The sequence below is a fragment of the Nitrospira sp. genome (genome assembly GCA_016788885.1).
Lineage (GTDB): Bacteria > Nitrospirota > Nitrospiria > Nitrospirales > Nitrospiraceae > Nitrospira_A.
On the sequence record JAEURX010000006.1, the window covers coordinates 1 to 19,862 of the forward strand.

A 19,862-nucleotide genomic window follows, 5' to 3' on the forward strand; every position below is an offset into this window, starting at 1 on the left:
AGGGCCGATGTGTTTGATTACATCGAGCGCTTTTATAATCCGCGACGGCGGCACTCCACGTTAGGATATCTCAGTCCAATGGAGTTCGAACGACAAGCGACAGAAGCGTAGAAGGGTGTCAACGAAACCGGCAGCAGGCCAACATGCCGCCGCGTGCTGATCCGAGTGGCCGAATCCCACCGTGGACTCTACTGCGGAAAGATCATTGGTGAGTATCTTGAGAAGTTGGTCGATCTCAGTCATCCCTCAGAACGGGTTCAGAAAATGATCACCTACATTATGGGTGCCTTCACAAGGGTTGACATAACCACGACAGCAGCTGCTGTACCTCCCTCCGACTTGGACGATGAAATATTTATTCTCTGTGCAATAGATGGTGAAGCCCACTACCTTGTCTCGGAGGACAAGTCGTTGTTAGAGCTGAAAGATCGGTATACACAACCAATCATTGGTGGGAGCGAAGAAATGGCGAAGGTCCTTGGCGTCTAATGGCTAGACTCTTGCCCGCCTTTGATTTCCAATTCTCACAGCTGATGCGAGGAATCAATGCCCCCTTCAAATGCCTTCATTCTGAGACAATCCCCTGGAGGGATCCGTGCCCTGGAGATCATATCGCTCCCACGAAATGTCATTGTCAATGGTTGGTCCGATGCAAGAGATCTGATTGGGGAGAATGACTATTCAAAATTTCGCGAGATAGTCAGTGAAAGTTGTTATTCCGGAGAGAAGAATCTTAGGAAATCCGGATACGGGGCAAGTACGATGTGGCGATTCCTAAACGAGATGCACGAAGGCGATTGGGTTGTAGTCCCTGATAAGAATGGGACTTTTTATCTCGCCGAGGTCTCGGGTGCCCCTTTTTATGATGATTCCGAACAAGCTCACAAAACTGACACTTGCTACCGTAGGCCGGTTAAGTGGTTAAACGACAAGAAACCAATCCGCCGAGATTTTGCCCGCTCAGGCTTAATCTCTCGTATGAAAACTCAACAAACGTCCGCTTACGCACATGATTTGATCGAGGAGATCGTTGAGGCTCTAGAGCTCGCTTCAAAGGCAGAGAGTGTTGACCCGGAGAATTTGTTCAAAAAGGAATTGCGGCAAAAAATGAGCCAAGCCGTCCTGAAAGAAATTCACTCAGGGTACATGGATGAAAGACGGTTCGAGCGGCTTGTTCAGACATTGCTGAAAGCGATCGGTGCTTCGCGCGCCGAGCTAGTGCCGAGGTTACATGATAAGGGCGTCGATATTCTGTCTGAGTTTCCTCTCGGTCCTATGCAGATTCGAGTTGGCATACAGGTCAAATGGCATCAAGGCCAGACGACCAGTGAGTATGTGGATCAGCTAGCTGGTGGGTTAGAGGCTGAGAATCTTACAGTAGGATGGCTAGTATCGTCGGGCAGTTTTGCCGAGGATTGTCACGCATTGTCGGAAAAACTATTTCTGGAGAAGGGAATACAAATAAACCTTATGGATGGCGAACAAATAGCCATGACCATCATAGACAATGGGTTGCAGACATTTCTCACAAAAGGCTAGGTCGCTCCGTATCTAATGACAAGCTAGCTTCCAGGCATTCACAAGCCGAATCTGTTGTATACGTTGTGCATCTGAATCGACTCGGACTTACGGTTAGTGCGGCCAAAAGCGATAAATCTGTCGAGGGTGAGAAAAAATGCTCACAGGGAAGGAAAGCAAGCATGCCTCAGGGACGACCAAGCAAGTGGGCAAGTGTTGATATCAAGCAAACCATTTGGCTCGACAAGACTGGTATCTCGATTGTTGTATGGGGAAAAAGAAAAACAAAGCGTCAGGGAACACTTGTGGTCTCGATTGGTGGGCTTCGTTGGTATCCGTACAAGGGGAAGAAACCTTCAAAGCTTATCAAATGGGATAGACTGAATGCTGATTAAGGGAGGCAGGAGGTCTCACTATATCTTTCGACTTTCCTTACCAAAGGCTTCTATATTTGCCCTGCCTCCGACAGCACTTAACCCATCGGCGGCGGTCTTCGGCCAAGGAAGGGTTGACCAGATAGACAGCGGCTTGGGTTTAGACAAGGATGTAAGATCTCTGGGGAATAGCTTTGAACGATGGGCCTACCATTGATGCGTTATTAGGAGGATAACTGCATGTCTCCCAACGCATCGGAGTGGCGATACATAGTACTCCCTGCGTCATGCGAGAAATGCGGGAGGAATTATTCCCGAGCAGATTTTGAGAGTAAACATGTGGACTCCGAGACACGACTACTCGATGTGGTATATCGCACATGGTGCAAGAGTTGCGAGAGCGTGCTTATGGATGAAAGTGAGGAAGTATAGGGTCGTCGCATAGTCATTTCCAAACGGTTTGGAGGACGCGGCGCCCACATTTTTCCCTCAAAGCGACTGTTGCCCATGAACTGTCACGGCCTAAAATACAAATTCCCCACGGTCAGCATGCCTCAACGTATCGATACGATGAAGACCTGCCTCGACCACAGGCAGCAGTTGATTGTCTAACGAGCTAACCCGCTCGCAACGGCCTCTGCCTTGACGGGTTCTCTGTACAAGGCATCTATCCCGGTTGCCACGCATATGATGGCCGGGAGTCTTAGAGAAGTACTACCACGCGAGCGGTTTTCACACGACATTCCCTGTTACAATGCCGACCCTCACGAAGCCGTGCTCAAGGAAAGGCCTGCAATGTCGAAGCCCGCACAACCGAATGCCGTGCTTGTGGCGATCCGCACCCCCCGCGTGACTGCGGAGGATGTGGACAGTTCGCTGCAGGAGCTCACCCGTCTGGTGAAGACCCTCGGGTATAACGTCGTGGGCCGTGTGACGCAAAAGCGGAGTTCGGATCGCTATGCGGCGGTCCTGGGAGAGGGCAAACTCGCCGAGTTGGCCCTCTGGACCGGTGGGTCCGGGAAAATCGAATCGGCATTTGGTCGCTCGAAGAACAAGGCGGCGGCGAAGGACGAGGCGGATGATTCAGATGTCGAGGAAGAACCAGACGAGGACGAATCGGACGAAACCATCGAGGCTGCTCCAGGCCCTCACGAACAGGCGCAGATTGTTATCGTAGACTGTGATCTGTCGCCGTCTCAATTGAAAAACCTTGAACGTGCGGCCGGCGTGCCGGTGCTGGATCGTACCGGGGTCATCATTGAGATTTTCAGCCGGCACGCGCGCACCCGAGCGGCCCGGCTGCAGGTGGAGATCGCGCGGCTCAATTATCTCGCGCCGCGGTTGCGGGAAACCGGCGGGGGTAGCGAGCGGCAGGGCGGGGGAGTCGGGGGCAAAGGAGCCGGAGAGACGAGTCTGGAACTCGATAAGCGCCGAATCCGCGATCGTACGAAAGAACTCCGGGAGGAATTGGCGGCGATCGGGGACGAGCATCAGACGCGCCGCGCCAGGCGGGAACACGAATTGACGGTCGCGCTCGTGGGATACACCAATGCCGGGAAATCCTCGCTCATGCGTGCGATGACGGGCAGCGAGGTGCTCGTGGCCGACAAGCTATTCGCCACGCTCGATACCACGATCCGGCCCTTGTATCCTGAGACGCGTCCGAAAGTGCTCCTGTCCGATACGGTGGGATTCATCAAGAAGCTCCCGCATGACCTGGTGGCGTCGTTCAAGTCGACACTGGATGAAGCGGCCAGCGCATCGCTCTTGCTGTTCGTCGTCGATGCCTCGGATCCTTCCTTTCGCTCCCAACTCGACGTCACGCGGAAGGTGTTGGGGGAAGTCGGCGCCACGGATGTCCCCAGCTTGCTGGTGTTGAATAAGCGAGATCGTCTAGGGACGAATGAACTCGCGGCACTCAAGGCGGAATATCCCGACGCGGTCATACTGTCCACGAGAAACAAAGACGATCTGCAGGCGCTCCGCGAGCGCATCATGGGCTACTTTGAGAGCGATATGCTCGACGAGGAATTACGCATTCCGTTTACCGCTCAGAAGCTCGTTGCGGAGATCCGCGCCCGGATGCGAATCCTGTCCGAAGAATATGATGCCGAGGGGCTCACGCTACGGGTGCGATCAACTCCTGAGAACCTGACTGCGATCAAACAGAAGCTCGCGCACATTCCGAAACTGTAGCATTCATCACATCTACCTTCTCCCGCTCATGGCTTGCGGTCTGCCGCCGGACGTGAGACCTTAGCGGAGGACGATCATCATTTCTGGCACCATCCCGCAGCCCGAGCCTCAATATATTCTGTTTATTCATGTATCTACTCGGCGCATCGTAAATAACGCCCATGCTTCGGTCGCTTGTTGGTCCCCATCCATCGACGCCCACCTGGAACCTATCTCGCGATGATCAATGATGCCAGGCAGCACGATCCCTTCTATTCAATTCAATGTCTGCAAAAGCGGTTCGCTGGCGTTCTCAAGTTGAATTGGCTAGAATCGTCTCCAATGCCTGAGCTCTGTCGGTTCTTCGGTATAATCATCACGATGTACTACGACGATCATGCACCGCCTCATTTCCACGTTCGTTACAGCGATTACAAGGCAATCATGGGCATCGATTCGCTGATGCTGTTGGATGGATACCTGCCCCCACGGGCGCTTGGACTAGTTGCGGAGTGGGGTGCCTTACATCGGGACGAGTTGCGGGAAGATTGGTCACTAGCCGAGCAGCGAGCGCCGCTGAAAAAGATTAGACCGCTGGAGTACGCATCATGCTCAAAGATCTTGTCGAAGCCACAGCACTTGACGGGTATCGGGTACGGCTGCGGTTCGAAGATGGCGTTGAGGGCGAGTTAGACTTGGCCACGATCATCCGGTTTGAGGGTGTCTTTGCACCCCTGCAGGACCTCGTCCGCTTTCGAGAGTTGTCAGTCGATCCAGCACTCGGGACCATTTATTGGCCCAATGGAGCAGATCTCGACCCTGTCGTGCTGTACGCGCGGCTCACAGGAACCTCTCTCCCCACATACGCGATCAAATCGGCTCGTTGAGCGCGTGGCTGTAATAGTCAGCTCCTCGTATCTCTCCTCGCCACGTCTTGGGATCAAGCGGTAGACGTGAGACCTTAGCGCGACTCAACCGATTGCACAGATGAACATTCTCCAAGCAACTCAGGCCTATGAGCGATGGTCGGCGCGGCAGGTGCCGTTTGTACCGGCGGATCTGCAGCTGAAGCACAGGTTGATGGCGCAGAGTGCCTTCTCATTTTTTCGAGCCACCTGTTACCGCTGGATGCAGGTCTGGTCGGAGGTCTGTGCCGACCTCGCCACGGCGCCGGTGCTGCGGGCGGTCGCGGATCTGCATGTCGAGAATTTCGGCACATGGCGCGACAGCGACGGCCGGCTGATCTGGGGTATCAATGATTTTGACGAGGCCTGCGTGTTTCCTTACACGAGCGACTTGGTTCGCCTAGTGGTCAGTGCCAAGCTTGCGGGTCGGGCGGAACACCTCGCGGTCAAGTTGGACGAGGCTTGCGAGGCGATCCTGACCGGCTACCGCGAAGGCCTGCGGGCTGGTGGCCGGCCGTTCGTGTTGTCGGAACAGCATACCTGGTTGCGCGAGATTGCGACGAACTCGCTGCGCGATCCGGTGAAGTTCTGGGCGAAAATGGAGGCCCTGCCGATGGTTCAGGGCACGGTGTCTCACGACGTGACAAACGCCATTGAACAGGTGATGCCGGAGGCAAACCTCTCGTATGGCTTTCGTCGTCGTCGGTCGGGTTTGGGCAGTCTGGGACGGCCGCGATTCGTGGCGCTGGCCGAGTGGCGCGGCGGGAAGGTGGCTCGTGAGGCCAAGCGGCTGGTCGCTTCCGCCGGTTTGTGGGCTCAAGGGCAGAAGGGCGGTGGCACGCTGCTGTATCAATCGATGTTGGAGCAAGCTGTGCGTTGTCGCGATCCCTTCGTGCGAATGGACGGCTACTGGCTGCTTCGGCGGCTGTCGCCCTATTGCTCGCGCATTGAACTGACGGCGTTGCCGAGGAAACGAGACGAGGGCAAGTTGCTGTATGCCATGGGCTGGGAAACGGCGAATGTGCATCTCGCCAGTGGGACGATCATCCCGGCTGTGCAGCGCGATCTGGCCGCGCGAAAATCCACGTGGTTGCGGAAGGCGGCGAAGGCGATGACGAAGGCGATCCTGGCGGATTGGAACGACTGGGCGGAGCACCATGCCGGATAACACACCACGCGCGCAGCAGAACGGGACGCCGCTGACGGCATACCCGCTCAATCTTCCCGGCCGGATCTACGGCAGCGCGATGCCGTTCGGCCTCTACGATCCTGAAGGCACATTGCTGCCGGAGTGGCGAGCCGCCGCCATCCACAGCGTGGTCCTGTTGGCCGAGCTTGATGAATGCCGGGAGAAAGCGGGGAGGGATCTGCCGGCGCTCTATCGCGCGGAAGGCCTCTCGGTGCTCTCGCTGCCGATTCCCAACTACGGCGTTCCGGTCGATGGCCGCGTATCCGACGTCATCACAGAGGCGCGGAAGCAGGCCGAACAGGGGCGCAATCTTCTCATCCACTGTTCCGCCGGACTCGGACGGACGGCACTCTTTGCGACGTTGCTGGCCCGATCGGTCTTAGGGCTGTCCGGACCGGACGCCCTGGCCTGGCTGGGCCGCCATCAACCGGGCGCGCTTCTCACGCCAGCGCAGATCATGCTGATCATGGAGTGATCCGTCAGGATCGTCGCTGTCGTCCCTCATTTTTTCACCGCATAACTGTCGACCGTCTCTCGAATTTTGACCCACTTGTCCCAGCCGTAACTTCTGGCCGTGCTTCTGATCGCGTCCTTCGCGGTCTCGAGGACGTTCTTCACCTGCGCCCGATCCATCGTGGCGGCATGGTGCACGATGATCTGGAGGGTTTGCGGATCGGCGAGGACGATGTCGAGTGAATAGGGACGGTCGGGACTGGCTTCTCGTCGCAAGCCGGCTCTCATCACGACGGCCAGCCATTCGCCTTCCGACGGCATGTAGGGTGCGAGCCCTGGACGGGGAGGCGTCGCGGGCGCCTCCGTGGTCGCCACTGCTTCCCTGACCGTCTGGCATTGGTTGTCGCTACAGGCCTTGAGGCGCACCCGCCGGTTTTCCAGGCAGCTGTTTTTATCGCCTGCACTGATGGCGTTATCGAGGCATTTCTGGACTTCTACTTCGGCGGTGTAGAAACAATCCGAACAAGGGCTTTGAGGAAAAACAGGCGGGGTGAAGAAGAGCAGCGCAGACAACGTAAAGAACAACCGTCGGGTCATGATCGGACCTCCCGTACGCCATCCTCTACGCCACTTGCCGCGGGATTTCAATCCTGTACGCGGGCCGCAGGCCCCGGGCGTTCGTCGACGAGGGACCTGCGGGGGCCTGCGGTGTGCGAGATCGGAGATGTGAGCGGAATGCGGGTCAGGATTCGGCGGCGACAGCCATCTCGCAATGGTAATTCTCGACAATGTCCTGGCCGCGGGTGACCTCGAGAATGCCCATATAGATGATCTGCGCGCGTCGGGACCAGTGGGAGTTCAGCGGAAGGGCACGGAATGCGGCTTCGGCGGCTTTGTATTCGTCATGGGTGAGGAGACTGTCTTTGGTGTACATGGTGCACCTCATCAATGCCGTGCCTCGACTCAGGCCGCTGGGTCGGGCGGCGACAGGCGTGTCCATTGGATGTGTCTCCCGATCGCAAGCAGTTCCGACGAGGGTCGTTTCATGAACTCGCGTGCCGACAGCGGCCCGATGTTGTCATGGTCTCGATCGGGACGCTGCCTGTCAGTGCGACGAATCGGGTGCTGACGTGGCTTGTTCATGGTGGCCTCCTGCGGTGATGACGGGTGAAGCACGTGCCTGTTGTTGTTCTACCGCGTAGGCGCTGAGGCCACGACTAGCGGAATCCCTGGTCCATTGAGGGCATCGCCCTGGTGTATGAGGTGGTCCTGCTGTTGCACTCTGCCGGTCGTCCTTCGCTTGCACCTGGCCGATTCGCGGGCTAGGATGCCGGGTCCATTCTTTCTGGAGGGCATCATGGCGAAGATCACCGAAGTCGCTCCGGATCTGTTCCGTCTCACGACCTTCCTCGAACCGTTCAATCTGCAATTCAGTCAGTTCCTGGTGCGCGATGAAGAGCCGCTGCTGTTTCACACCGGCCCGCGTGCGCTGTTTGCCGACGTGAAGGACGCGGTTGCGTCGCTGATCGATGTGCGCAGGCTCCGCTGGATCAGCTTCAGCCATTTCGAGGCCGACGAATGCGGCTCCCTGCCGGACTGGCAACGGGTTGCTCCGCAGTCGGACGCGGTCTGTAGTCTGGTCGGGAAAGTGGTTAGTGTGGACGATTGCCTCGCGCTCCGTCCGGCGAAGGGGATGGCGGACGGGGAGGTCCTGCACACGGGCCGATACCGGTTTCAATTTCTGGCGACGCCGCATGTGCCGCATTGCTGGGAGTCGGGTCTCTTATTCGAAGACACCCATCGGACTCTGCTCTGCTCAGATCTGTTTCACCAGGCGGGCAATGGTGAACCGACGACCCAGTCGGATGTCGTGGGGCGCTGTCGCGAGGTGCTGAAAGAGTATCAGCAAGGCCCCTTGGCCAACTACATGCCCTATTGCACGCTGACGGAGCCCACACTCACCAGGCTGGCGGCGTTGAAACCAAACACGTTGGCGACGATGCACGGCTCGGTTTTTGTCGGCGACGGGGCGCAGGCGCTACGCGATCTGGCTCAGGTCTTCCGTGAGGTGCTCGGCGGCGGCGCCGCCATTGCGACCGCTCCCGCTCCATGAAGAGTTGTTCATGGTGCACTCATCCGCTTCTCATGTGGCCACATGACGGTTGGGCAGGATGATCCGGGAGAGACACCTACCCGGCTGCCCTCGTGACGGGCGTCGAGTCTGGCGCATGGGAGGGCGCGCACATGAAAGACGGAACCACATCTCCGTCGACGATCGAACAGAGTGCCGGGTCGGAAGGCCTCAGGCTGGTACCACGCGGTCCTCAGGGCCTTGCCGCCCGCTTGTTCACGGCCAGTGCGGATCGCTGGCGGCGACACGCGCAGTTGTACCAAGGCCATCTCTGAATCCAGTATTGAATCTGTTCGGTTGACGGCTTAGGCTACACAAATTGCCTGTCAGCCTGTCCTGAAGGGGGAGCCGTATGCTGGTTGCTCGAATCCTGCTCGCGCTAGGCCTGATTGGGGTCGTCGGCTGTGCGGGGACGGCCCCGCCGGTGCGGACCAATAGCGGCGCGCATCCGCCTCAACTGGCCGACGTCATTCCTCCCGATCAACCCTTCACGCGCCATTTGGTCAACGTGGACGGTCTGCGTCTGAGCGTGTTGGAGGCGGGCACGGGTGATCCGATCATCTTCGTGCACGGGGTGGTGACGACCAGCAACATCTTTCCCAGATACGTCGGCGCCTATTCGCCGGAGTTTCGCGGCATCGCGGTGGATTTGCGCGGGTATGGCGATTCGGAAAAGCCGCCGACCGGTTTCACGATCGATCGATTTGCCCACGACCTGATCGTGCTGGCAGACGAGCTGAAGATCGACAAAGCCGTTTGGGTCGGTGTGTCGATGGGCGGGATGATCCTGCAACGGTTGGCCTTGGATCATCCTGAACGGGTGCGGGCGTTGGTGTTGGTCTCCACGACCGACGGCGCCATGATTCTGGATCAGGACATCCAGACGATCGGCATGCCGCGCGACTATCGTGAGGTCTCGACACGCATGATCGTCGAAAGTTTTCCTCACGGCACGCCGATGAAAACCTATCAGCCGCTGCTCGAGCGGATTCCCACCTGGAACGGCACGGTGATCCGGGAAGCCCTCACCTCCATGTCGCAGTTCAACGTGCATGGCCGACTCACGGCGATCCGGGTGCCCACGTTGATCATGGTGGGTGCGAAGGATGATGTGGCGACTCCGGCCATCGCCCTGGGGATTCAGGGGCAGATTCCCGGCGCGAAACTCGTGGAATTCAAGACCGGCCATTTCATGATGGCGGAAGACCCGGATCGGTTTCGCACCGTGCTCGGAGAGTTTCTCAAGCAGCTGCCGCAGTGAACGGGCAGAACGGGGCACGCTGCCTGGGTACAGCCGCCTATGCACAGCGTTCCTCGAGGATGGTATGATGCCGGACCTGTATCCACTTTCTTGTACTCATAGGGAGAAGAGACTATGACCATGCAGCTATCGCGTCATCTCATCGGGGTCTCGTTGGGGCTCGCGTTGTGTGTCGGGACCGGCCTGGCGGCAGAGCCTGCGGACCTGGAGACATTCGTGAACGCCCGCATCGAGATCGGCGAGATGATGGCGAACTATTTCAAGGGCGGGGAATCGTATGGCTCAGGCCAGCGGCCGTCGCAGGAAAAGATGAAAGAGATGGGCGACGACATCCATGCCAAGCTCAGCGCGCTTCTGTCCAAGCGCGGGCTGACGGTGGAGGACTATCGCGCACGCAGCAAGGACGTGTTTGCCGACGAGGCGGCGGTGAACAGCTACCTGGCGGCGCATCCGGATCTCAAGACGCGCTATGACGCGTTGCCGTTGGGGCGGATGGGTGGCGGGGGTGGCAGCACGGGCCGCGGATACTAGGCGGCTGTTGATACAGGCCGCCGGCGGCGTGGGTTCGGCTTAGGAGGAGGCTCGACGTCCTGCACGGGTACGTGGAGCCTCCTCGCACTGTGACGTCGGGGTGAAGCTCAGACGACCTGGATGATCAGGTTGGTCAGGTGTTCCATGCCGATGCAGTCGAGGATGCAGTACGCGCGATACTGCATGCGGCCCTTCTCACCGGCGAGAAAGCTCACGGTCGATTCCCGGTTCATCATCCACAGCGGACTGGTCTCCTGCTTCCACCCATCTTCGGCCCGCAGGGCGATCTGATGGGTATCTCCCGCGGCGAGGCTGGTCAGCTCTTCGCCGAAGACGAAGGTGATCTTCACCATCGTATCTTTGGGGATCTGCAGCATTCGCTTTCCGCCATAGGGCTTGCCCTTTTCATCGAAGAATCCCTTTTCACTCACGCGCACCTTGATCTCCAGCGGCGCCTTGTCGGGGCCGTTGGCGTAGGTCAGCGCCGGCGCGGCTAAGGCGGCGGCAAAGGCCAGGGTGGTGAGTCCGGTGGCGAATCGCTTCATGATCTCCTTCATGTGTCTGATCTCCTGTATCCGACCGGCGTGCTGTTTGAGCCGGCCCATCCCTGCTCGGGAGCGACGGTGGTGAAATGTTGTGGAGGACGAGAGCGGAGTGGGTTGTTCAGTACGATGCGGACTGTCTGTTCCCGAACGCTTCGCCTGCTGTATTGACCTTAGCACAGCGTCGGTGGTTGGCAAGTTGTTTCATCGAGCGAGCAGCGCGCGGATGTAGGAAAAGGCGAGGCGCGCGAAAACCCTTGTGATGACAGGAGAACCGGCGATGGGTCGTCTCAGGGAAAACCCTGGATGAGTTGCGCGTGTGCTTCCGCGATGGGGAGTTCGCGCCATGATCCGGGCGGGAGATCGCCGAGCGTGAAGGGACCATAGGCAATGCGTCGCAGCCTCGTCACTTCATGGCCGAGGGCTTTGAAGAGCCGACGGATCTCACGATTCTTGCCCTCGGTCAGCGTGACGGCCAGATGCGATTCGCGTCCGGAGCGTTTCTGAATAGTCACGTCGCTGCAGTGTAAGTACTCGCCCTCATCCTCTAATCCGTCGATCGCTGCGTGTCGGATGTGATCGGTCACCTCGCCGCGAACCGTGACGAGATATGCGCGCGGGACCTGGTGCTGCGGATCGGTGAGAAAACTCGAGAGCGTGGAATCGTTGGTCAGCAGGAGTAACCCACTGGTTGCTTGGTCCAGCCGTCCGACCGCGTGCAGGCGTGTCATTTCCGGAGGAAGCACGTCGAAGATCGTGCGCCGTCCCTGTTCGTCGTGATGCGTGGTCACGCAGCCTTTCGGCTTGTGAAACAGAATGAAGCGCGGCGGGCTCTGTTCGAGCGGGTGTTCGTCCAGCGTCACGGCATCGCCGGGCCAGTCGACCCAGGTGTCCGGTGTGCGCGCCACGCGCTGATTGATGCGGACACGCCCGGCCTTGATCCACTCCTGGGCCTGGCTCCGGCTGGCGATGCCGAGTTTCGACAGGAGACGGTCTAGCGTGACCCGTTTGGGGGTCCCTGTCGCCTCGGTGTTTGTTGGGACTCTCGGCGCAGGCCTGCCCGTCGATCGCGGCGGCACAGGCTTCTTGCTGCGTGGGTTGGGCATGAGACGACTCTACACGGAGGCCGGACGAAAAAGCAGCTGTGAAGATGGTGTGAGATGGGCACCAGGGGGCTTGAACTCCAGGCGGCTACATGTCATGAAATGCCGATAGCAGGAGGCCGATGGTGCTGGGCTCGGTCTTCGATGCGGAAACACAGGACAGACAATGCCGAAATATGTGTTGCTGATCATAGCTGCGATCTTATTGGTCGGTGGGACCGCATCTGCGGAGTGGGTGTTGGTCGGGGGCACGCACAAGTACGACGGTTATGTCGATATGGCCACGATCGGGCCGACCGGTAAGACCGTCACGTTCTGGACGTTGAAAGACTTCAAGGTCGATCGGCAGATTCCGCAGGGCACGTACCGGTCGGTGAAGATCAAGAAACAAATCGATTGCGAAGCCGGGAAGAGCCGGCCGCTGCAGACCAAGTACTACGCCGGGCAGATGGGCAAGGGCCGCCCCATGCAGGCGGGCAAGGCGACGCGGGAATGGTCGCGAGTCACGCCGGGGAGTGACGGCGAAGCAGAGTTCAAGGTGGTCTGCAAGAAGGTGTAGTGCCTCGCGACGAGACTACCGTCGGGGCTTGGAGTCCTGTCCGGTCGCCGTTTAGAATATCGCCCACCATGCCTGTTGATCCACGTGTCATCATCATCGGTGCCGGTCTTGCCGGGATGGCCCGCGCTTGCCTTGGTTCCATCTTGGTGTGTATTCCTGCGGCAACGTTTTCGCCTCCGGGACGTTGCGCTCCGGGCGTCACGCGGCGGAAGCCATCCTCGCCGATTTCAAGGCTGTCCGACGGGGAGTCTGCATGACGGAGCTGAGGCGATGGCACGTGATAATGGTGGCCGTGACGGCGCTGGTCTGCGGGGTGGTGTCGGTCGTGTCGGCCGATCCTTCGTCCGAATATCAACTCCAGGCGCTTGCCGGCGAGGGGGACGCGAATGCCCAGTGGATGCTGGGGCAGGCCTTGCTCACCGGCAGTCTGGGGACGACCGACGAGGGCGAAGCCGTGCGCTGGTTCCAGCTTGCGGCGGATCAGGGGCATGCATTGGCGCAGCGGGATTTGGGCATGCTGTACGAGCAGGGGCAAGGCGTGACGCAGGATTCGCTCGAGGCCTTCTTTTGGTATTCTCTCGCCAGTCGGCAGGACAGCGGGCGGGCCAGTCTCCGTCGCGATGCCTTGTCGGCCATGCTCACGCCGGATCAGCGTGAAGCCATCGCGGCACGCCTCAAGGGGTGGCGACCGAGGAAGTGATCAGCTTGAGGTTTTTCGTCTGAAGAGATCCGTGCTGAGCGACTGAATGCGGTCGAGAAACAGCAGGCCGTTCAGATGGTCCACCTCGTGCTGCAACGCGAGTGCTTCGAATCCCGAGGTGGTGAGCGTCACAACGCGGCCGTCCAGTGTCAGGCCTTCCACCACCGCCTGGTCATACCGCAGGACATTGCCGGTGTAATCCGGCACGCTGAGGCAGCCCTCCCGTAGAATCTTCCGACCCTCCAACGCGAGAATGACGGGGTTGACCATCACGATCAGCCCGTGCCCCTTCTCGCCTTTTTTGCGCGAGACATCCACGACGATCACACGGACGGCATGGCCGATCTGCGGCGCCGCCAGCGCGACACCGGGTGAGGCGTCGAGGGTATCGAGGAGATCCTGCGCCACGGCCTGTGTCGCCGGATCATCGGGGATTACGGCGGCACTGTCGATCTTCAGTGTCGGGTGGGGGTAATGCAGAATCGGACGGATTGCCACGATCAGAAGGTCGCGCTCTCGAGCGGGCGTAACGTGAGATCCACGCCCAGCACTGGCTTGAGGGCATCCAATGCCTGTTTGAGCGGGTCCGCTTTTCGGCCCTGTGGTAGCTGAAGTTCCAGCACCATGACGTAGACTGGAGCCTCGCCTGACCCGATCACGCGCGTATTCATGTCGGTGATGTTGCCGCCTTGGTCCGCCACGGTCTGTGCGACCTTCGCCACAATGCCGGGATGGTCTGCGCCGTAGACCGACAAAATGTAGGTCGGTAGTTCGGACGTATAGTGGCGGACTGCGGCCTGCCCGGGGAGCGCTCTGCAAAGCACGGCAAGGTCCAATAGTCGCGTCGAGGCTGTGAGTCTACTGCTTAACGCGTTGGCGTCGATGTCCTGCGGCAGGCGGACCATGAGCATCATGGTGAATTCGCCACGCAGCCTCGTCATGCAGGTGTCTTCGATGTTGCAGCCGAGTTGATAGAGGCTGTCGGCCATGAGGGCCACGATGCCGGGACGGTCCTGGCCGAAGGCGGTGACGATGGCGAAGTGATCCATGCGCGGCTCGTTGGGTGATGGACGGTGATAGGTGCGGCGTAGCATGCGTGAAATGGTGAGGATTCGCAAGAGGGCGGCGGGTATGAGGTCCGGTGCGTGCGCGAGGTTACGTGCGCCGTTTGGTCCGATTGGTCGGTTGAGCGCTGAGGGGATCGTCAGGCCAATGGTGGCGCGGGTAGCGGCCGCGCAATTCCTTTTTCACGTCCTGATATGCTGACCGCCAGAAACTCGCCAGGTCCTTGGTGACTTGCACCGGTCTGCCGGCCGGTGAGAGCAGATGCACCATCACCGGTATCGTTCCTCCCGCAATCCTCGGCGTCTCCTGACAGCCGAACATTTCCTGCAGGCGGACGGCCAGTATCGGCCACTCACCCTGCTCGTAATCCAGCCGGACGTGCGAGCCGCTCGGCACCGTGATGTGCGTTGGTGCGAGGCGGGGGAGTTCCTGACGTTGCTGCCAGGTCAGCTGGCTGTCGAGCGGCGCCTGCAAGTCAAGGCGACGGAGTTGCGCCAGGCTGGTGAGCCCCGTCAGGAACGGCTCCAGCCATTGCTCGAGGGTGTTCGTCAGCGCGTCGTCGGAGAGATCGGGCCAGGTCGGGTCGAGACGATGGAGCAGGGCGACCCGTGCCCGCCACTGGTGCTGCTCCTTGGTCCAGGGCAGGGCGGCGAGTCCGATGCGACGAAGACCAACGAGCAGCGCAACCGTGACCTGGGCGTGATCCGGTTCGTGGACCGCGCGATCTTCTAGGATCAATTCACCGAAGCGCCGCTGCCGTCTGGCACGCACCGATTCGGAGCGGTCGTCCCATTCGAGCACGTCGACGGAGCGGATCGGCTCCACGCAATAGCGTTCAAGATCTTGCAGACGCACCGGTGCGGCGGCGAGGATGCGTGCCCAGTCGCCCGTGCCGTCGAGTTGTGCCACGACGAGGTACTCGTCCTGCGACAGGCTCTGATGACCTTGGAATGCGGCGCCGCGCCCATTGGCCAAACGATACCGTCCCTCGCTGCCGGGAACGCGTTGCGCCACGCGATCCGGATAGGCGAAGGCCAGCAGAATGCCGATCTGGTCGATGCCGGCATCGGATGGGGGACCCAATCGGAGTTGCCGTTGCCATTGATCCGACGCCCGTCTGACGCGATCACAACCCGCCCGGTTGATCGTTGCCCCGGCGAGGTGTTCCTTGCTGCCGTGGAGCGCCTCCGCGCGCAGCCGCAGGTCGGCGTTACGCCAACCAGGGCCACCATGCACAATGTCCCGCTCACTGAGCAGCGCGGCGAGGTCACAGGCCAAGGAGCCGAGTCCCAGCGATGCGGCGGCGACCATCATGTGGGCGAGTCGCGGGTGCACCGTGACATGCGCCAGCCGGCGTCCATGCGCGGTCAACGCACCCTGTGCATCAAGTGCGCCGAGTTGCCGGAGCAGCTCTCGTGCCTGCGCCAGCGCCCCGGCAGGCGGCGGATCGAGCCAAGACAATTCGGTGGCGTCGATCACGCCCCATTCCGCCAGATCCAGCGCGAGCGGTGCCAGGTCCGCCTCCAGTATTTCCGGCGGCCGCCGTGGCAGTAGCCCCTGATGTTCGGCGTTGGTCCAGAGCCGATAGCAGGTACCAGGCTCCAACCGTCCGGCGCGTCCGCGTCGTTGATCGGCTGCGTCCTGTGTGACGCGAATGGTATCGAGCCTGGTGAGTCCGCTGCGGGGATCGAAACGGGGGACGCGCATGAGTCCGGCATCGATGACGACGCGCACGCCTTCGATGGTCAAACTGGTTTCGGCGATTGAAGTGGCCAGGACGATCTTGCGACGACCGGAAGGTGCGGGACGAATGGCCTGCTCCTGTTCATCCTGCGGCAGTTCCCCGTGCAGCGGCGCGATGATGATGTCAGGGCTCAGTCGGCTCTCGTGCAGCTGTCGTTCGACACGCCGGATCTCCGCCATGCCGGGAAGGAACACCAACAGGCTGCCTGGTTCCACGGCCAGCGCCTGCCTGATGCTTCGCACGACGGCTGAGTCGAGATGTCCTTCGATCGGGCGGTCGAGATACTGCGTGGTGACGGCAAAGAGCCGACCCTCGCAGGAGATCGTTGTCGCGTCCGGCAACAGCGCGGTGACGGCGGCGCAGTCGAGCGTCGCCGACATGACGAGCAGACGAAGATCCTCGCGGAAAAGCCGTTGCGATTCCCTTGCGAACGCCAATCCAAGATCGGCCTGCAAGCTGCGCTCATGAAATTCATCGAAGATGACAAGGCCGTATCCGGCGAGCGACGGGTCCTGTTGTAAGAGACGCGTGAGGATGCCTTCCGTCACGACTTCGATGCGCGTGGCTGCGCTCACCTTGGATTCGTGCCGGATGCGATAGCCGACGGTTCGGCCTACCGGCTCGCCGAGGCTCGCGGCCATATAGGCGGCGGCAGCGCGCGTGGCGAGTCGGCGAGGCTCCAGCATGATCACCTTCTGCCCGGTCAGCCAGGGTTCGTCGAGCAGAGCCAAAGGTACACGAGTGGTTTTGCCTGCGCCTGGTTGCGCGGTCAGGAGTGCGGAACGGCCGGCTGCCAACCGCTCGCGGAGCGTGGGAATGGCCTCTTCTATTGGTAGTCGGTCCATGATAGGGTGCGCGCTGCGATGACGCGCGAACCGGACTGTAGCAGAAACGGGACCTGCTCGCCGAGTGCGAATCTGCGGTCCCGCGAGATCGAGGAGAGCGAGAGACGATGCAACGATTGATCTGGACGAGCGACAAGCCGAAGCAGGCCGGGTGGTATTGGTGGCGTGGCCTGGGAGAAGACACGGATCCCCTCATCCTCTTCGTCGATGAAGTGGGGTATTTTCAATGGCCCGATGGAGCGTCCCAGGAAGTGGGCCTGACCAAGGGCGAGTGGGCCGGCCCGCTCACGCCGCCCAGTGAGAGCTGACCGCTCCGATGATCACCCTTCCTCAGACGTGCGAACAGGCGCTGCTTGAGCGGTTCCTGCGTGCCGAGGCCATGGCCCTGTGGGCGGTGCGCGCGGCGCAGACCCAAGACCTCCCGCGCCATGTGCAGACCTTTCTCCAGCGGCATGAGACGGATGAACAGGACCACCTCAAACAATTCGAGGGCATGCTCGGCACCCTGTCTCACCGACCGGCGACGCTGCCGACCGTGCCGTCACAGTGGGAGATGCTGGCGGTGCTGTTGTTTGGATACGAAGCGTTGGGGCTGGAATTTGCGTCGTTGTTGGCGGGCATCAGACCCGACCTGTCGGACATTCTGGACGATGAGCGGGTACATGTCGGATTTTTCGAGAAGGAACTGAGGACGATCCTTGCCGGCGGTGGCGTCGGGGCGCAACAGGCGCGAGAGACTGCGCGAACGTGGTGGAAGAAGTTGCCGCGCACGGTGGATCGGTACCTCAAGGACCCTGCATTGGCACCTTATCGAACCGAGCTGCGAGGACAGATCCTGTCGGCGATCGGGCAACGGTTTGTCGCGCTCGGGCTGCTGGCCGAGGCCACGATTCCGGTTGCCTCCTGACAATTACGAGTCCCTCTGACCGTGCGGGATGATCCCTAGGACCATCCCGCACGCTCGTTGGTTCTATGCGTGTCGTAGTTCGTTGCGGAAACACTGGCCGGTTGTGTCATGGTTTGTGCTGTGCTCCAGGTGTCGGTTCACGTCAGCACAAAGTGCAGGATGCGCAAAAAGGCAGTCCAGCAAGGCCGCAACGAGCGAAGAGGCGAGTCGTACTCTCGTGGTACGGTGAGCCTCTAAGTGACGCGAGCACGCCGCTGGCGGACGTTTTCCGCATCCTGTTAGAACTGTACATTCCCGTTGATCGCCGCCAACACCTGATTCTTATTCAGGCCATCGTTGAAGGGCTGTCGTTGCCCGTCGAACCAGTCGGCACGGACTTCGGGACGGATCAGCACGTTGGGATGCGGCCGGTAGTTGAGGCCGACGCTGACCGAGTAGAAGGAGCCGGCGAACGGTCCGAGGTTCGGGTTGTCACGGACCGGGTTGCCGCCGACGCGAGTGCCGGCCTCGTCGCGCATCCATTCGAAACGAAGTCCCGCCCGCACCTCGTCGGTGAGGGCATAGTAGAGGTAGTTGTCGATGCCGTACCAGCGCGCGGTGCCGCCGTCGAGCCGGCCCTGGTTCTGATAGGCATAGTGGTGGTGGAGGACATATTCCCAGCGCTCCGCCGGATGCAGCGTGAAGATCGCACTGTAGCGGGTGCGGGTTTCAAACTGCGTGGCGACGGCGCTGGGTTCGTTTCCGGTGGCCATCGAGAAGGAGAGCGACCAGAAATCCTGTGGGGCGGTGTACTTGATGCTGGCGAGACCCGTGGCGCTGTCTTTGTAGCGGTCCAATGAGTCCCATCCATTGACCACGCCGCCTTGCAGGGTGACCCGGTCATTCACGTGCCACGTCGCCAAGCCGCCCCAGTGGGTGAACGGTCCGGCGAACTGATAGGCGTAGGATTTGGAATAGAAGAAGTTGTTGATCGACGGCACGCCTTCATACCCGATGATCGTGTAGAAGTGTCCGACCTTGACGGAAAAGGTCTGGTTGCCGATTTCCGCATAGGCTTGCGGCATGGCCAGCCCATAGTGTTGGCCCTGTGCGTTCCAGCGCTGCGCGCCGTTCTCCCGCCGCTCGACCCCGTTGCTCTGCGTCAGGAAGTAATCGTAGCCGTACATGAAATCAAGGCGTCCGCCGATGCCCCAGTTGCTGCCCGTCGCCGTCAACGGCTTCTCGACGATCATGTACAACTGGTTGAGGACCGGGATATCGCGGTCGATCGCGTTGTATGGTCCGTTGAAATTGCTGCTCGGGCTGCTGGCGTTGTAGGTGTATCCACCGTCGATCCACCCCCGGACGCGCAGGAAGCCGTCTTGCGGGAGAAAACGACGAATGCCCTTCTCGTCCGCGTGCCAGAGGGAATCGGTCCACAGCGGGTCGGATGTTGGACTCGCCTCTACGCCGGACGTTTGCGCGGAGAACACGGGCGCGGACGTATCGCCCAACGACACTCCGGTGGGTAACGATTGACCGTAGGCGGCTCCGGTGCCACCGCTGACTGTGAGGACCATAGCCATGATGAACCTGTTCACATGCGTCTTCGACATACCGCCACATACCTCCTGTGAAAGAATCCGTGCACGATGCGTGAGTCTGCCGGGTGTGGTGCGGGTGTTGCCCGGCGACGTTCGATGGTGCTGATCGATAAGGGGTGAGACGCCGCACGTCAGCGGGCGCAGTCTAACAAGTCGCAGGCCATCAGGAAATCAGGGAAACCTTGTAGAGTCTTGAAGGGTGAAGCAAGGATGCAGGGACAGGAAGAGACAGTTGGCTGATGAGGAATTGCGGGAGCATGAAAGGGGAAGGGGCTAC

25 protein-coding genes are annotated in these 19,862 nt (G+C 60.2%); 16 read left to right on the top strand and 9 right to left on the bottom strand.

Annotated elements, in window-relative coordinates; all coding sequences use genetic code 11:
* From JNL86_00500 to JNL86_00540, 9 genes are all read left to right on the top strand, one after another.
* Nucleotides 1-111, top strand: a 111-nt coding sequence (locus JNL86_00500; GenBank protein MBL8041381.1) for an IS3 family transposase, incomplete at its 5' end; no start/stop codon positions are given.
* Nucleotides 112-165: 54 nt separating this feature from the next.
* Nucleotides 166-489 carry a hypothetical protein gene (locus JNL86_00505; protein ID MBL8041382.1) on the top strand — a complete coding sequence of 108 codons (324 nt, stop codon included), beginning with the start codon at nt 166-168 and terminating at the stop codon, nt 487-489.
* A 57-nt stretch (nt 490-546) separates the two neighbouring features.
* Nucleotides 547-1,539, top strand: coding sequence for a restriction endonuclease (locus tag JNL86_00510; GenBank protein ID MBL8041383.1), 993 nt, complete (start codon nt 547-549; stop codon nt 1,537-1,539).
* A gap of 161 nt (nt 1,540-1,700) precedes the next feature.
* Nucleotides 1,701-1,913 carry a hypothetical protein gene (locus JNL86_00515; protein ID MBL8041384.1) on the top strand — a complete coding sequence of 71 codons (213 nt, stop codon included), beginning with the start codon at nt 1,701-1,703 and terminating at the stop codon, nt 1,911-1,913.
* Nucleotides 1,914-2,687: 774 nt separating this feature from the next.
* The gene (gene hflX / locus JNL86_00520; protein MBL8041385.1) at nt 2,688-4,088 is read left to right on the top strand and encodes a GTPase HflX; all 1,401 of its coding nucleotides are present in this window, start codon (nt 2,688-2,690) and stop codon (nt 4,086-4,088) included.
* A 321-nt stretch (nt 4,089-4,409) separates the two neighbouring features.
* Nucleotides 4,410-4,760, top strand: a complete 351-nt coding sequence (locus JNL86_00525) for a DUF4160 domain-containing protein (GenBank protein MBL8041386.1) — start codon at nt 4,410-4,412, stop codon at nt 4,758-4,760.
* Nucleotides 4,676-4,954, top strand: coding sequence for a DUF2442 domain-containing protein (locus JNL86_00530; protein MBL8041387.1), 279 nt, complete (start codon nt 4,676-4,678; stop codon nt 4,952-4,954). The genes JNL86_00525 and JNL86_00530 overlap by 85 nt, the downstream gene beginning before the upstream one ends.
* A 100-nt stretch (nt 4,955-5,054) precedes the next feature.
* A complete protein-coding gene (locus JNL86_00535) occupies nt 5,055-6,140 on the top strand; it encodes a DUF2252 family protein (GenBank protein ID MBL8041388.1) in 1,086 nt (361 codons plus the stop codon).
* Nucleotides 6,130-6,636, top strand: a complete 507-nt coding sequence (locus JNL86_00540; protein ID MBL8041389.1) for a hypothetical protein — start codon at nt 6,130-6,132, stop codon at nt 6,634-6,636. The genes JNL86_00535 and JNL86_00540 overlap by 11 nt, the downstream gene beginning before the upstream one ends.
* A 26-nt stretch (nt 6,637-6,662) precedes the next feature.
* Here the strand turns inward: JNL86_00540 and JNL86_00545 are convergent, their stop codons facing one another.
* The 3 genes from JNL86_00545 to JNL86_00555 all read right to left on the bottom strand — a co-directional run bounded on the left by JNL86_00545 (nt 6,663) and on the right by JNL86_00555 (nt 7,757).
* Nucleotides 6,663-7,211 (bottom strand): hypothetical protein, encoded by a 549-nt coding sequence (locus JNL86_00545; protein ID MBL8041390.1) that lies wholly within the window; start codon nt 7,209-7,211, stop codon nt 6,663-6,665.
* A 145-nt stretch (nt 7,212-7,356) separates the two neighbouring features.
* Nucleotides 7,357-7,548 carry a hypothetical protein gene (locus JNL86_00550; protein MBL8041391.1) on the bottom strand — a complete coding sequence of 64 codons (192 nt, stop codon included), beginning with the start codon at nt 7,546-7,548 and terminating at the stop codon, nt 7,357-7,359.
* 29 nt (nt 7,549-7,577) lie between these two features.
* Nucleotides 7,578-7,757 carry a hypothetical protein gene (locus JNL86_00555; protein ID MBL8041392.1) on the bottom strand — a complete coding sequence of 60 codons (180 nt, stop codon included), beginning with the start codon at nt 7,755-7,757 and terminating at the stop codon, nt 7,578-7,580.
* A 214-nt stretch (nt 7,758-7,971) separates the two neighbouring features.
* On the opposite strand from JNL86_00555, the gene JNL86_00560 reads away from it, so the two are divergent.
* The 3 genes from JNL86_00560 to JNL86_00570 all read left to right on the top strand — a co-directional run bounded on the left by JNL86_00560 (nt 7,972) and on the right by JNL86_00570 (nt 10,537).
* A complete protein-coding gene (locus JNL86_00560; GenBank protein MBL8041393.1) occupies nt 7,972-8,727 on the top strand; it encodes an MBL fold metallo-hydrolase in 756 nt (251 codons plus the stop codon).
* A gap of 370 nt (nt 8,728-9,097) precedes the next feature.
* Nucleotides 9,098-10,006 carry an alpha/beta hydrolase gene (locus tag JNL86_00565; protein MBL8041394.1) on the top strand — a complete coding sequence of 303 codons (909 nt, stop codon included), beginning with the start codon at nt 9,098-9,100 and terminating at the stop codon, nt 10,004-10,006.
* 114 nt (nt 10,007-10,120) lie between these two features.
* Nucleotides 10,121-10,537: a hypothetical protein gene (locus JNL86_00570; GenBank protein MBL8041395.1), complete on the top strand. Its 417-nt coding sequence runs from the start codon at nt 10,121-10,123 to the stop codon at nt 10,535-10,537.
* 107 nt (nt 10,538-10,644) lie between these two features.
* Here the strand turns inward: JNL86_00570 and JNL86_00575 are convergent, their stop codons facing one another.
* Nucleotides 10,645-11,082: a hypothetical protein gene (locus tag JNL86_00575; GenBank protein MBL8041396.1), complete on the bottom strand. Its 438-nt coding sequence runs from the start codon at nt 11,080-11,082 to the stop codon at nt 10,645-10,647.
* A gap of 287 nt (nt 11,083-11,369) precedes the next feature.
* The gene (locus tag JNL86_00580) at nt 11,370-12,185 is read right to left on the bottom strand and encodes an rRNA pseudouridine synthase (GenBank protein ID MBL8041397.1); all 816 of its coding nucleotides are present in this window, start codon (nt 12,183-12,185) and stop codon (nt 11,370-11,372) included.
* A 163-nt stretch (nt 12,186-12,348) separates the two neighbouring features.
* Here JNL86_00580 and JNL86_00585 point away from each other — a divergent pair, with 163 nt between their 5' ends.
* Nucleotides 12,349-12,741 (top strand): hypothetical protein, encoded by a 393-nt coding sequence (locus JNL86_00585; GenBank protein ID MBL8041398.1) that lies wholly within the window; start codon nt 12,349-12,351, stop codon nt 12,739-12,741.
* 253 nt (nt 12,742-12,994) lie between these two features.
* Nucleotides 12,995-13,441, top strand: a complete 447-nt coding sequence (locus JNL86_00590) for a sel1 repeat family protein (protein ID MBL8041399.1) — start codon at nt 12,995-12,997, stop codon at nt 13,439-13,441.
* On the opposite strand, the gene def is transcribed toward JNL86_00590, so the two are convergent.
* From def to hrpB, 3 genes are all read right to left on the bottom strand, one after another.
* Nucleotides 13,442-13,939: a peptide deformylase gene (def, locus tag JNL86_00595; protein MBL8041400.1), complete on the bottom strand. Its 498-nt coding sequence runs from the start codon at nt 13,937-13,939 to the stop codon at nt 13,442-13,444.
* A gap of 2 nt (nt 13,940-13,941) precedes the next feature.
* Nucleotides 13,942-14,490 (bottom strand): ACT domain-containing protein, encoded by a 549-nt coding sequence (locus JNL86_00600; GenBank protein ID MBL8041401.1) that lies wholly within the window; start codon nt 14,488-14,490, stop codon nt 13,942-13,944.
* A 106-nt stretch (nt 14,491-14,596) separates the two neighbouring features.
* A complete protein-coding gene (gene hrpB / locus JNL86_00605; protein ID MBL8041402.1) occupies nt 14,597-17,095 on the bottom strand; it encodes an ATP-dependent helicase HrpB in 2,499 nt (832 codons plus the stop codon).
* Nucleotides 17,096-17,202: 107 nt separating this feature from the next.
* On the opposite strand from hrpB, the gene JNL86_00610 reads away from it, so the two are divergent.
* Together JNL86_00610 and JNL86_00615 are read left to right on the top strand one after the other, a co-directional pair.
* Nucleotides 17,203-17,403 (top strand): hypothetical protein, encoded by a 201-nt coding sequence (locus JNL86_00610; GenBank protein MBL8041403.1) that lies wholly within the window; start codon nt 17,203-17,205, stop codon nt 17,401-17,403.
* Between the two features lie 8 nt (nt 17,404-17,411).
* The gene (locus JNL86_00615) at nt 17,412-18,002 is read left to right on the top strand and encodes a ferritin-like domain-containing protein (protein MBL8041404.1); all 591 of its coding nucleotides are present in this window, start codon (nt 17,412-17,414) and stop codon (nt 18,000-18,002) included.
* A gap of 278 nt (nt 18,003-18,280) precedes the next feature.
* Here the strand turns inward: JNL86_00615 and JNL86_00620 are convergent, their stop codons facing one another.
* Complete coding sequence (locus JNL86_00620; GenBank protein MBL8041405.1) at nt 18,281-19,597, bottom strand: porin; 1,317 nt, start codon at nt 19,595-19,597, stop codon at nt 18,281-18,283.
* Between the last annotated feature and the right edge of the window lie 265 nt (nt 19,598-19,862).